Source organism: Streptomyces roseolilacinus (assembly GCF_014649335.1).
GTDB classification, from domain to species: Bacteria; Actinomycetota; Actinomycetes; order Streptomycetales; family Streptomycetaceae; genus Streptomyces; species Streptomyces roseolilacinus.
The window spans coordinates 42,097-54,497 of the sequence record NZ_BMSV01000012.1; the positions used below are offsets into that span (position 1 = coordinate 42,097).

11 protein-coding genes are annotated in these 12,401 nt (G+C 75.5%); 7 read left to right on the plus strand and 4 right to left on the minus strand.

The window, feature by feature from the left end; genetic code table 11:
- Positions 1–38: 38 nt before the first annotated feature.
- Positions 39–755, minus strand: coding sequence for a TVP38/TMEM64 family protein (locus tag IE106_RS25340; protein ID WP_189537532.1), 717 nt, complete (start codon positions 753–755; stop codon positions 39–41).
- 310 nt (positions 756–1,065) lie between these two features.
- Here IE106_RS25340 and tuf point away from each other — a divergent pair, with 310 nt between their 5' ends.
- Together tuf and IE106_RS25350 are read left to right on the plus strand one after the other, a co-directional pair.
- A complete protein-coding gene (tuf, locus tag IE106_RS25345; RefSeq protein ID WP_189537533.1) occupies positions 1,066–2,241 on the plus strand; it encodes an elongation factor Tu in 1,176 nt (391 codons plus the stop codon).
- Positions 2,242–2,269: 28 nt separating this feature from the next.
- On the plus strand, positions 2,270–3,115 hold the full coding sequence (locus IE106_RS25350) for a spermidine synthase (protein WP_189537534.1): 846 nt from the start codon (positions 2,270–2,272) through the stop codon (positions 3,113–3,115).
- Between the two features lie 109 nt (positions 3,116–3,224).
- Here IE106_RS25350 and IE106_RS25355 read toward each other — a convergent pair whose 3' ends face one another.
- On the minus strand, positions 3,225–4,526 hold the full coding sequence (locus tag IE106_RS25355; RefSeq protein ID WP_229840763.1) for an MFS transporter: 1,302 nt from the start codon (positions 4,524–4,526) through the stop codon (positions 3,225–3,227).
- A gap of 85 nt (positions 4,527–4,611) precedes the next feature.
- A complete protein-coding gene (locus tag IE106_RS25360) occupies positions 4,612–5,646 on the minus strand; it encodes a DUF8017 domain-containing protein (RefSeq protein ID WP_189537536.1) in 1,035 nt (344 codons plus the stop codon).
- A gap of 93 nt (positions 5,647–5,739) precedes the next feature.
- On the opposite strand from IE106_RS25360, the gene IE106_RS25365 reads away from it, so the two are divergent.
- Both IE106_RS25365 and IE106_RS25370 read left to right on the plus strand, forming a co-directional pair.
- Positions 5,740–6,192: a DUF4442 domain-containing protein gene (locus IE106_RS25365; protein ID WP_189537537.1), complete on the plus strand. Its 453-nt coding sequence runs from the start codon at positions 5,740–5,742 to the stop codon at positions 6,190–6,192.
- 171 nt (positions 6,193–6,363) lie between these two features.
- Positions 6,364–7,047, plus strand: coding sequence for a DedA family protein (locus IE106_RS25370; RefSeq protein ID WP_189537538.1), 684 nt, complete (start codon positions 6,364–6,366; stop codon positions 7,045–7,047).
- Positions 7,048–7,084: 37 nt separating this feature from the next.
- On the opposite strand, the gene IE106_RS25375 is transcribed toward IE106_RS25370, so the two are convergent.
- Positions 7,085–7,621 (minus strand): gamma carbonic anhydrase family protein, encoded by a 537-nt coding sequence (locus tag IE106_RS25375; RefSeq protein WP_189537539.1) that lies wholly within the window; start codon positions 7,619–7,621, stop codon positions 7,085–7,087.
- A gap of 141 nt (positions 7,622–7,762) precedes the next feature.
- On the opposite strand from IE106_RS25375, the gene IE106_RS25380 reads away from it, so the two are divergent.
- From IE106_RS25380 to IE106_RS25390, 3 genes are all read left to right on the plus strand, one after another.
- The gene (locus tag IE106_RS25380; protein ID WP_189537540.1) at positions 7,763–8,506 is read left to right on the plus strand and encodes an acyltransferase; all 744 of its coding nucleotides are present in this window, start codon (positions 7,763–7,765) and stop codon (positions 8,504–8,506) included.
- 137 nt (positions 8,507–8,643) lie between these two features.
- On the plus strand, positions 8,644–11,271 hold the full coding sequence (locus IE106_RS25385) for a SpoIIE family protein phosphatase (protein ID WP_373295978.1): 2,628 nt from the start codon (positions 8,644–8,646) through the stop codon (positions 11,269–11,271).
- A 5-nt stretch (positions 11,272–11,276) separates the two neighbouring features.
- Positions 11,277–12,401 carry a sugar ABC transporter substrate-binding protein gene (locus IE106_RS25390; protein ID WP_189537541.1) on the plus strand — a complete coding sequence of 375 codons (1,125 nt, stop codon included), beginning with the start codon at positions 11,277–11,279 and terminating at the stop codon, positions 12,399–12,401.

Genomic DNA, 12,401 nt, shown 5'->3' on the forward strand with positions numbered 1-12,401 from the left:
GTGAACGGACGGTGATCATCCGGTGTCGTGGAGCGGTGTCAGGACGCGGGCGCCGACCGCAGCCGGTGCCGCTTGCGCCAGGCCACGACCGCCCCGGCGGCGACGCTGACCACGATGAACCCGGCCGACAGGAGGAAGGCCGGAGAGGTCGGGGCCGCCGCCTGGCTCCCGGCGACCACGTACGCCGCCGTGTTCGGTACGCAGCCCAGCCCCGTGCCCAGCAGGAACGGCGCGTACCCCATGCGCGAGATCGCCGCGCCGTAGTTGGCCGCGGCGAACGGCACCCCCGGGAACAGCCGGATCGCCAGCGTCGACCGGAACCCGTGCCGGCTGAGCTGCCCGTCCGCGGCCTCCGCCCAGCGCCCCCGCAGCAGCGGGCGCAGCGCGTCCCGGCCCAGGGCGCGGCCGAGCGCGAACGCGATGCCCGCCCCGAGGACGGTCCCGGCGACGGCCGCGGCGAGCCCCGCCTGCGTACCGAAGAGCGCGCCCGACGCCAGGTTCAGCACGGGACGCGGCACGAACGCGGCGGTGCACAGCCCGTACGCGACCCCGAACAGCACGACCGCGCCCGCACCGCCCACCTGCGGCGGCCAGCCCCCGCCCGCGAGGAGCCGGTGCGGCTCGTACGCCACGACCACCGCCCCGGCGCCCGCGAGCAGGCAGACGAGCAGGGACAGCCGCGACCAGGGGGAGAACAGGACGCGGGAACGGCGCGGGGCGAGACCGGTCTGGGGCCGGACGGCGGGCTCGAGCATCCGGGGAGCGTAACCGACGGCGCCGCGCGCCCACCGTGACCGGCGCCGCACTCCGCCCGCCCCCGGCCCGCAGGCCCGCGGAAAACCACTCGACGCGCACGGCCCGCCACGACAGGATCGTGGACATGTTCCGGTACGCCTTCCTCGCAGCGCCGTCCGCCGTCGCGGACGCGCCGAAGGCTGCCGCCATCGTCCTGGACGGCGCCCGAAGCTGACCCTTCCCGGACAGTCCGGCGGACCCCGCAGGGGGAGGGTCGGCAAGGCCGAGGGGTCCCCGTCGCTTCGAGTTCCGGAGAGGAACCACTCCGTCATGTCCAAGACGGCCTACGTGCGCACCAAGCCGCACCTCAACATCGGCACCATGGGTCACGTCGACCACGGCAAGACCACCCTCACCGCGGCCATCACCAAAGTCCTCAGCGAGCGCTCCGGTGGCGCCACCTCCTACGTCGCGTTCGACCGGATCGACCGGGCGCCCGAGGAGGCGCGGCGCGGCATCACCATCGACCTCGCGCACGTCGAGTACGAGACCGACACCCGCCACTACGCCCACGTCGACATGCCCGGCCACGCCGACTACGTCAAGAACATGGTGACCGGCGCGGCCCAGCTCGACGGGGCCGTCCTCGTCGTCTCCGCGCTCGACGGGATCATGCCGCAGACCGCCGAGCACGTCCTGCTCGCCCGGCAGGTCGGCGTCGACCACATCGTCGTGGCCCTCAACAAGGCGGACGCGGGCGACGACGAGCTCACCGACCTCGTCGAGCTGGAGGTGCGCGAGCTGCTCACCGCCCACGGCTACGGCGGCGACTCCGTACCGGTCGTCCGCGTCTCCGGGCTGAGGGCCCTGGAGGGCGACCCGCGCTGGACGGCGTCGATCGAGGCGCTGCTCGACGCGGTCGACACGTACGTGCCGACGCCGGTGCGGTACGTGGACGCGCCGTTCCTGATGCCGGTCGAGAACGTCCTCACCATCACCGGGCGGGGGACCGTCGTCACCGGGGCCGTCGAGCGCGGCACCGTGCGCGTCGGCGACCGCGTGGAGGTGCTCGGCACCGGCACGCGGACCGTGGTCACCGGCCTGGAGACGTTCGGCAGGCCGATGGACGCCGCGCAGGCCGGCGACAACGTGGCGCTGCTCCTGCGCGGGGTGCCGCGCGACGCGGTCCGCCGCGGCCACGTGGTGGCCGAGCCGGGCAGCGTCGTGCCCAGGCGGCGCTTCACCGCGCGGGTGCACGTCCTGTCGGCCCGCGAGGGCGGCCGTACCACGCCCGTGTCGACCGGCTACCGGCCGCAGTTCCACATCCGCACCGCGGACGTGGTCGGCGACGTCGACCTGGGCGAGGCGGGCGTCGCCCGGCCCGGCGACACGGTCACCATGACCGTCGAGCTGGGGCGTGACGTGCCGCTGGAGCCGGGCCTCGGCTTCGCGATCCGCGAGGGCGGCCGCACGGTCGGCGCGGGCACCGTGAGCGAGGTGCTCTAGCCCGCGGCCCGACGGGGAGAATGGGACGGTGAACGAGCCCGTACCCGTACTCCGCGCCGTCGACGGCGGCACCGCCAAGCTCATGCCGGACATCGACCGGGAGCGGGCCTGGCTGCTGACCGTCGACGGCGCGCCGCAGTCGTACGTCGACCTCGACGACCCGACGCACCTGGAGTTCGAGTACGCACGGCGCCTCGCCCACGTGGTGGACGCCGCCGCCGGCGAGGGCGCCCCGCTCGACGTCGTCCACCTCGGGGGCGGCGCGCTGACCCTGCCCCGGTACGTCGCGGCGACCCGGCCCGGCTCCCGGCAGGACGTCGTGGAGGCGGACCGGGCACTGCTCGCGCTGGTCGCGGAGCGGCTGCCCGTGCCGGACGGGGCGGGGATCACCGTGCACGGCGCGGACGCGCGGGCGTGGCTGGAGGCGGCGCCCGCGCGCTCGGCCGACCTGGTGGTGGGGGACGTGTTCGGCGGCTCGCGGGTGCCCGCGCACCTGACGTCCGTCGAGTACGCGCGCGGGGTGGAGCGCGTCCTGCGGCCGGACGGCTGCTACGCGGCGAACCTGGCGGACGGGGCGCCGTTCGGGTTCCTCCGCTCCCAACTGGCCACCTTCGCGGCCGTGTTCGGGGAGCTGGCGCTGATCGCCGAGCCGGCGGTGCTGCGGGGGCGGCGGTTCGGCAACGTGGTGCTGGTCGCCTCGCACGCGCCGGTCGACACGGCCCGGCTGGCCCGGCGGGCGGCCGCCGACGCGTTCCCCGCGCGGGTGGAGCACGGCCCGGCCCTGGCGCGGCTCACCGGCGGCGCGGCGGTGGTACGGGACGTGGACGCCGTGCCGTCGCCCGAGCCGCCCGGCGGCGCGTTCGGCATCGGCTGACGGTGGACGGCCGACGGCGGGCGCCGGGCGGCTGACGGTGGGCGCCGGGTACCGCCGTCGCCCGTGCCCACGAGCCCGCGGCCCCCGGGGCGGGCCCGCCGTCTCGTGCCTAGGCGGCCGCCGACCCCGACGGCGCCCCGGAGGGCTCCTCCGGCCGGTCCGCCGCGACCGGCTTCGTACGGCGCGTCAGGTTCCGCACGTCCGGGACGAGCAGCACCAGCGCCGTCACCAGCACGATCAGCGCCGCGCACCCCCACAGGGCCCGCGACCGTCCGAACAGGTCCGCCACCGGGCCCGCGGCCGCCGTCGACAGGGGCAGCATCGCGGTCGAGCCGAACCAGTCGTACGCGGCGACCCGGGACAGCTTCTCCTCCGGGATCTCCTGGTGCAGCGAGGTCATCCACGCCACGCCGAACACCTCGATCGCCACTCCGGACACGAACATCACCGCCGCCAGGCCGCCCACCGGCAGCGGCACGGCCAGCGCCGCCGAGGGCAGGGCCAGCGGGAACACGCACAACGTGCCCATCAGCAGCAGCCGGCGGGGCTTCCAGCGCATCATCAGCAGCGCGCCGCCGAGCGTCCCCACGCCGAACGCGGCCAGGGCCAGGCCCCATGGCCGCGCGCCGCCCAGCGCGTCCCGCGCGACCAGCGGCCCGTACACGGACTCGGCGGCGCCGACGACGGCGACGACGACGGAGAACTGCGCGACGATCGCCCACAGCCAGGGGCGGCTGACGAACTCGTCCCACCCCTCGCGCAGGTCGGCGAGCAGCCCGCTCCCGGGGACGCGCGCGGGGATGTGGCTCACGTCCAGGAACGCCCGCAGCGCGCCCGCCAGGGCGAACGCCGCCGCGTCGACGGCGAGGACCCAGCCCGGACCGAACGCGGCGACCAGGGCCCCGCCGAGCGCCGCCCCGCCGATGGCGGCGCTGCTCATGGCCATGCGGAACAGCGCGAAGGCGCGGCTTGCCTGCTCGCCCTCGACGCTGGACATCAGCATGCCCTCGGCGGCCGGGCTGAAGAACGCCTGCCCCGTGCCGCACAGCGCGGTCAGCACCATCATCTGCCACAGCTGCGCCCGGTCCGTGAGCACGAGGACCGCGAAGGCCGCCTGCGAGACGCAGTTGAGGGCGTTGGCGGCGACCATGACGCGGTGCCGCGGCAGCCGGTCCGCGACGGCTCCGCCGACGAGGAGGAAGAGGACGAGCGGCAGCGTGCGGGCCGCGGCGACCAGGCCCACGTCGCCACCGTCGCCACCGGAGTCCAGCACCGCGAACGCCGCCGCCACCAGGGCGCCGTGGGAACCCAGGCTGGTGACGACGGCGGCGGCGGTCAGCAGGACGTAGTTGCGCCCCGCCCACTCCGGGCGGGACCCGGGGCGGAGGCGGGAGGAGGCGGGGGTCTTCACATCCGGACTATCTCCGGTGGAGCCCCCCGCCGACAAACGGATTGACCGTCAGGAACGGGGCCGCCCGACGGATCCGGCCGGTTCCCTACGAAGCGGTCTCGGCCAGCCGGACGGTGCTGAGGATCTTCTGGATCGTCTCCTGCGGCACCTCGTCCTTGATGCCCGTGTTCGCGTACATGACCCAGGACACGAAGTCGCCCTTGGCGTTCTTGAAGGAGAACGCGATGGACTTGCCGTCCGTGTCGCACTTGTTCTCGTGCTTGGTGTTGAGGGCGGTCGCCGTGGCGACGTGGCCGCTCAGGCCGGACTTCGTGGTGTACGGCACGGCCTTGGTGATCTTGATGGTGCCCTTGGGCTCGGTCTGCGCGTACCCCGCCCACACCCAGCTGCCGGCCTCGTTGTACGCGGCCTCGGCGGTGTCCTTCGCGCCCTGGCCGCCCTTCGTGCCGGCCGTGGCGAGGCTCCACTTGTCGGCGGTGCCGTCCTTGTCGTCGTCGTACGTGCACCACTCGCTCTTGTAGCGGCCGGGCGCGGACATGGTGACGACGGGCGAGCCGTCGCCGGCCTTCTCGTCCTCGAAGCCGGTGGCCACGCCCGAGCCGAGCGCCTCCCAGTCCGGCGGGATGTCGAAGAGGGTGTCCCGCTTGGGGTTGTGGACGACCTTCCAGCCGGGGACGGACGGCTTGGGCGCCGTCGAGCCGTCACGCGGGTTGCCGGAGGGCGCCTGCGCGGGCGGCTCGACCGGCGCCGACGGCGCGGACGCGCTCTGGGACGGCGCCGAGCCGCCCTGGGCGGTCTGCTGCTTCCCGTCGTCGCCGAGGACCAGGTAGCCGGTCACGCCGGCGGCGGCCAGCACGACGAGGGCCGCGGCGATCGCGACGACCGTCGTCTTCTTCCGGTCGCCGTCCGGCGGCACCGGCGGTCCGGGCGGCTGCCCGGGCACCGCGTACTGCGGCACGGTCGGCTGCTGGTACGGGTTCTGCTGCGGGTAGCCGGGCTGCTGGTACCCGGGCTGCTGGTAGGGATTCTGCTGCGGGTACCCCGGCTGCTGGTAGGGGTTCGGCGCGTTCTGGTCCTGCGGGTTCTGCTCGCCCCCGGGCGGCTGCTGTCCTGGCCACATGGGCTGTAACCATAGAGGGGGGGAGTGACGGGTGCCACGCCCGGCCCCCGCGAAGGGTTCACGCCGAAACTACTGCCTGGTAACTTCGGGCGCATGTCCGACACGACGCCGAACATCGGCGAGATGCTGCTGGCCACCGTCCCCATGGCCAGGACCCTGAACCTGGAGGTCGTCGAGGCGACCGCCGAGCGCGCCGTGCTGCGCCTGCCCGACCAGGAGGGCTTCCACAACCACGTCGGCGGCCCCCACGCCGGCGCGATGTTCACGCTCGGCGAGTCGGCCAGCGGCGCCATCGTCATCGGCGCCTTCGGGGACCAGATGGGCCGCGCCGTCCCGCTCGCCGTCAAGGCGGAGATCGGCTACCGGAAGCTCGCCCTGGGCGTCGTCACCGCGACCGCCACCCTGGGCCGCCCCCGCGCCGAGGTGGTGGCCGAGCTGGACGCCGGGCAGCGCCCCGAGTTCCCGGTCCTCGTGGAGATCACGCGCGAGGACGGCGCCGTCACGGGTGAGATGACCATCACCTGGACCCTGCGCCCCCACGCCTGACCAGCCCCGCGCCGCCCCCCCCCGCGCCGGCCCGCCGCCCGGCGCGGGCAACCCCGCCGGGCGCGCCGGCGTCTCCTCCCGTGCCCCGGCTCACACGAGCCGGGGCCTGTCCCCGTGACCCGGTAGGCTGCCTGGCCCCAGAGGTCACTCGTCGATACGGAGGAACCGGCGTTGCACGTCCAGGAGTGGCTCGAGACCGTCCCCGCGGTCAGCATCTACATCCTGGTGGGTGTGGTGATCGGGCTGGAAAGCCTCGGCATCCCGCTGCCGGGCGAGATCGTCCTCGTCAGCTCCGCGCTCCTCGCCTCCCAGCACGGGGACATCGACCCGTACGTCCTGGGGGCCTGCGCCACGGCGGGCGCGATCATCGGCGACTCGATCGGCTACGCCATCGGCCGCAAGGGAGGGCGGCCCCTGCTGGCCTGGCTCGGTGGGAAGTTCCCCAAGCACTTCAGCGAGGCCAACATCGCGCTGGCCGAGCGGTCCTTCGAGAAGTGGGGCATGTGGGCCGTCTTCTTCGGCCGGTTCGTGGCCCTGCTGCGGATCTTCGCCGGACCGCTGGCGGGCGTGCTGCGCATGCCGTACTGGAAGTTCCTCGTCGCCAACGTCTTCGGCGGCATCCTCTGGGCGGGCGGCACCACGGCGGTGATCTACTCCGTGGGCGTCGTCGCCGAGGCGTGGCTGAAGCGGTTCTCCTGGCTGGGCCTCGTCCTCGCGGTGGCGGTGGGCCTCACCTCGATGCTCGTCCTCAGGCACCGCGCCCGCAAGGCGACCGAGAAGTCCGAGGCCGAGCGCGCCGCCGCGGCCGCCGGGCCGCACCAGGACGCCGTCCCCGCCGCGGCCGCGGCCGACTGACGGGGACGGCGCCGGGCGCACGCCGCGGGGGTACCGGTCAGGCCCCCGCGGCGTGCGCCTCGCGGTGGGCCCGGGCCAGGTCCCGGTACAGCGCGGCGTTCACCTTGATGCCCTCGCGCTCCTCGTCCGTCAGCTGCCGCCTGACCTTCGCGGGGACACCCGCCACGAGCGAACCGGGCGGGACCCGCATGCCCTGCGGGACGAGCGCCTGCGCGGCGACCAGGGAGCCCGCGCCGAGGTGCGCGCCGTTGAGCACGGTCGCGCCCATCCCGACCAGGACGTCGTCCTCCACGGTGCAGCCGTGCAGGACGGCGTTGTGGCCGACCGACACGCGCTCGCCGATCGTCACCGGGAAGCCGGGGTCGACGTGCACGGTGCAGTTGTCCTGGATGTTGCTGTCCGCGCCGAGGACGATCGGCCCGCAGTCCGCGCGCAGCACGGCGTGGTACCAGACGCTGGACCCCGGGCCCATCGTGACCTCGCCGACCACGACGGAGGTGGGCGCGGCGAACGCGGCCCGGTCCACCTCCGGCTCCTTGCCGCCCACGGCGGTGATCAACGGTCGTTCCGTCATCGCGCTGCTCCCTCGTGCACTGGGGCCGGTCGTCCCGCCCGGGGGGAACCGTAGGCCACGCCGGGCGCCGCTTCGCCGGTGGGGCGAACATCACAGCGCCGCTCCCTGACCGGCGGTGATCCCGCCCACTACCGTGGCCGGGTGCCCAGGAACGGAAACGTGTTCTCCTTTTCGCCGCTCGCCGCGTGGCGCCGCCGCGTGCTCTCCGCCGCGGTCCACCGCGGCTGGCGCTGGGTGCAGGAGACCGGGTCCGTCACCGCCGACCGCCCCGGGCCCCTGAGGTTCCGCCGGATCGGTGCCGGCACCCGGCTCGCGTTCCCGCAGGGCACGGTCTTCGGCGAGGCGTGGATCGAACTGGGCGACTGCTGCATCATCGGCGAGCAGGTGACGCTCAGCGCCGGCATGCTGCCCGGCCTCGACCTCGGCCCCGACCCGGTGGTGACCCTCGGCGACGGCGTCGTCCTCGGGCGCGGCAGCCACGTCGTGGCGGACGCGCCGGTGACCATCGGCGCGAACACGTTCTGCGGGCCCTACGTCTACGTCACCTCGACCAACCACAGCTACGACGACCCGCACGAGCCGATCGGCCGGCAGTGGCCGCGCTCCGCGCCCGTCGAGATCGGCCCCGGCTGCTGGCTCGGCACCGGCGCGGTGGTCCTCCCCGGTGCCCGGATCGGCCGGAACGTCGTGGTCGCCGCCGGGGCGGTCGTCCGGGGCGAGGTGCCCGACCACGCGGTCGTCGCCGGGGCGCCGGCCCGCGTCGTACGCCGCTGGGACCGGGACAACGGCTGGCAGCCCCCGCTGCGCACGCCCCCGCCCGTCCCGATCCCCGAGCACGTCACCGCCGCGCAGCTGGCCGCGCTGGCGCACTGGGAAGGGCGCTGACCGCGCCCACCGGCCCCCGCGCCCGCCGCGACCGCGGGCCACGGCCGGGGCACCGCCCCGCACCACCCCGCCGGACCGCCTGACTGGCCCCCGTCCTGCGCGGACGCCCAGTATGGAGGGTGAGGTGTGATGGCGAAGTGTCCAGCGAAGGCGGCGCCGCGGCTGGGGCTCCGGGACTGCGGGCTGACCTCGCAGGCGGGGCCCCCGGCGCCACACGGCCGCACGACGCCGCCCGGCCGCCCGGCCGCGCGCTGATGTTCGCCGGGGCCGCCCTGGCCGCCGTGTACGTCCCCAGCGAGGGCGGCCGCGAACTGCGCCTCGCCGGGCCGGCCGGGGACTCCGGGGCCCTGCCCGGCTGGCCGGGCGGGTACGCCGTGTCCGGGCGCTCCGCCGTCGCCGACGTCTTCCGCAGCGGCCGCGCCCTGTGGCCCACCGCCGCCGAGCTCACCGCCCGCCGGGAGGCCGTGCCCGCGTCCCTGGCGCCCGACGCGGCGCTGGGCGTGCTGCCCGTCGGCACGGACGACCGGCGGCTCGGCTGCCTGGTCGTCGTCGACGGCACCGGCCGGGGCTTCGACACCGACCGGCGCGGCTTCATGGAGCTGTACGCCGAACAGGTCGCCGCCCGCCTCGAGGCGGGCGGCGAGCCGGGGACGGCCTACACGGTCGCGGGCGGCGCGGGCGGGGTCGTGCCGGCCGGATCGGTGCCGCGCCGGGAGGGCTCGCAGGTCGCGTACCAGCTGATGCCCGGGCAGGCGCTGGACGCGGAACGGCTCGGGTCGTTCACCCTCGAACTCCACACCGGGCGGATCAGCGCCGACGCGCGGATGCTCGAACTCGTCGACATCGACCCCGCCGGCTTCGACGGCCGGGTCGAGACGCTCCTGGCCCACGCCGTCCCCGACGACCTGCCCGTCCTCATGTCCCTGGTCGAACCGGGCAAGACCACCTCGGCCAGCCGGGAGCTGGAGTTCCGCGTCCGCCGGCCCACCGGCGACCTGCGCTGGCTGCGGCTGCGGTCCCGCGTCCTCAACGACCCCACCGGACGCCCCGAGCGCGTCCTCGGCATCGTCGTCGACGCCTCGTCGCTGCGCCCCGACACCGACGAGGTGTCCCTCGTCCAACGGCTGTCCGCGTCCCTCGCCGCCACGATGACCGCCCGCGACGTCGCCCGCGTCGTGGTCGGCGCCCTGCGCGACCCCCTCGTCGGCGCCGACCGCGTCGCCGTCGCCGGCCTGGAGGCCGACCGGCTCGTCGTCACCGTCCTGGACCCGCCCGAGCCCGCCGCCTGGCCCGAGATCTGGCGCTCCGAATGGCGCTCCGAGTGGCCCGACACCCCGCTGCGCTCCCTGCCCACGCTCGCGGCGGCGCTCCGGGAGGTGCGCGTCGGCCTGGTCCCGGCCGGCGCGGAGCTCGAAGCGGCCCTCGCCGGGGTCGGGCCCGGCGGCCTCGCCCTCCTGCCGCTCCCCGCCGAGGGCCGCGTCATCGGCGCCTGCCTGGCCGGCTGGGACGAGCCGCACGAGTTCGGCGCCGAGGAGCGGTCCCTGCTGACCGCCACCGCCGGCCTGGTCGGGCAGGCCCTGCGCCGCGCCCACGCCTTCGACGCCCAGCACGAGCTGGCCACCACCCTCCAGCGCAGCCTGCTGCCGCGCAGGCTCCCCGCGCTGGCCGGGGGAGTGGCCGTCGCCCGCTACCTGCCCGCGATGGTCGGCCTGGAGGTCGGCGGCGACTGGTACGACGTGATCCCGCTCTCCGAGAGCCGCGTCGCCCTCGTCATCGGGGACGTCCAGGGCCACAGCGCCGGAGCGGCCACCATCATGGGCCAGATCCGCACCGCCATCAGGGCGTACGCGGTCGAGGGGCACCCGCCCGACGTCGTCGTCTCGCACGCCAACCGGCTCCTCGTCGGCATGGAGACCGATCTCTTCGCCACCTGCTGCTACGTCGAGCTCGACATGGAGGAGGGCGAGACCTGGTTCGTCCGCGCCGGCCACCTCGCCCCGCTGCTGCGCCACCCGGACGGCACGACGGAGGAGGTCGCCACCGAGGGCGGCCTCCCCCTCGGCGTCCTCGCGGACGCGGACTACCCCATCACCGCCGTCGGCCTCGCCCCCGGCACGGTCCTCGCGCTGCTCACGGACGGCCTCGTCGAGTCCTCCAGCCTCCACCTGGAGGACGGCATGCTTCGGATGCGCGACCTGCTCGCCGGCGCCGACCCGGGCGACGCCGGCCGCATGGCCGACCAGCTCCTGGGCGACGGCACCCGCCGCGACGACGACATCGCCCTGCTGCTCATGCGCTACGACGGGATGGGGGTCCCGCCCATCCGCACCGGGTGGACCGTGTGGCGGCTGCCCGACGCCGTCATGCACGCCCGCCGCTTCACCGCCCGCACCCTGCGCGGCTGGGGCGTCGCCGAGGAGGCGGACGCGGCCCTGCTCGTCGTCTCCGAACTCGTCACCAACGCCCTGGTCCACACCCAGGGGGCCGTACGCCTCGACCTGACGCTCGCCGGGGACCGGATGCGCATCGCCGTCACCGACGCCTCGCCGCGGGCCCCCGCCAAGCCCGTGATGGCCGACTGGGAGTCCACCGGGGGCCGCGGGCTGTTCCTGGTGGAGGCCATGTCGGCGTCGTGGGGATCGGTGCCGGTCAGCGGCGGGAAGCAGGTGTGGAGCGAGTTCGTCGTCACCCGCGGCCCCGGACCGGACGCCGCCGCCCCGGCCGCCGTCCCGGTCCCGCACGGCTTCGGACGGGAAGGCAGGTGAGGAGGGTGCTTCGCGCGAAACCCCGTGGGCGGGGCCGTCCGCGCAGGGCCGCGGCCGCGGCGGCGCTGGCCGTCGCGCTCGCCGGATGCGGCACCGCCGAACAGGCGCACCTGGAAAGCGGCCCGAGCCCCACGCACACCGAGTTCACGCCCCGCATCGGGCTGCTGCTGCCCGACACCCACACCGCGCGCTGGGAGACCTTCGACCGGCCGCTGATCGAGGCGAAGATCCGCCAGGTCTGCCCGGGCTGCACCGTGGACTACGCCAACGCCCAGGGCGGCGTCGCCGTCCAGAAGCAGCAGGTCGACTCGATGATCACCGCGGGCGTCGACGCCCTGCTCCTCAACCCCGTGGACTCCCGGGCCCTGGGCCCCGCGGTGGCCAAGGCCGCCGGCGCCGGCATCCCCGTCGTCTCGTACGACCGCCTCGCCGACGGCCCGGTCTCCGGCTTCGTCTCCTTCGACGGCCGCAAGACCGGCCGACTCCAGGCCGAGGCGCTGCTCAGGGCCATGGGCGCCGAGGCGGACGGCGGGCAGGTCGTGATGATGAACGGCGACCCGGCCGACCCGAACGCCCTCGCGCTGGAGCGGGGCGCGCTCGAGGTCCTGAACGGCAGGGTGAGGATCGCCAAGGCGTACGACACCGACCGCTGGCGCCCCGAGGCCGCCCACGCCAACATGTCCGGCGCCATCGCCGCGCTCGGGGCCGGGAGCATCGACGGCGTGTACGCCGCCAACGACGGGCTCGCCGGCGGCGTCATCGCCGCGTTGAAGGCCAACTTCGTCGAACCGCTGCCGCCGGTCACCGGGCAGGACGCCGACCTCACCGCCATCCGGCGGATCATCGCCGGCGAGCAGTACATGACGGTGTACAAGCCGTTCAAGCCGATGGCCGAGGCCGCCGCCGAGATGGCCGTCGCGCTCGGCCGCGGGGACCCGCCGAACGCCATCCCCCCGCAGGGCGGCGGCGAGGCCACCGTACGGGGCGTGCCGGCGATCCGCTTCACCCCGGTGCCCGTCACCGCGGCCACCGTGCGCGAGACCGTCGTCAGGGACGGGATGTACACGATCGCGCAGATCTGTACTCCGAAGTACGCGTCGGCGTGCGCGAAGGCCGGACTCACCGTGTAA

Excerpts from the sequence above, each read along its gene's own strand:
- IE106_RS25340 (WP_189537532.1), bottom strand. The coding sequence starts at position 755 with ATGCTCGAGCCCGCCGTCCGGCCCCAGACCGGTCTCGCCCCGCGCCGT.
- tuf (WP_189537533.1), top strand. The coding sequence starts at position 1,066 with ATGTCCAAGACGGCCTACGTGCGCACCAAGCCGCACCTCAACATCGGC.
- IE106_RS25360 (WP_189537536.1), bottom strand. The coding sequence starts at position 5,646 with ATGTGGCCAGGACAGCAGCCGCCCGGGGGCGAGCAGAACCCGCAGGAC.
- IE106_RS25365 (WP_189537537.1), top strand. The coding sequence starts at position 5,740 with ATGTCCGACACGACGCCGAACATCGGCGAGATGCTGCTGGCCACCGTC.
- IE106_RS25375 (WP_189537539.1), bottom strand. The coding sequence starts at position 7,621 with ATGACGGAACGACCGTTGATCACCGCCGTGGGCGGCAAGGAGCCGGAG.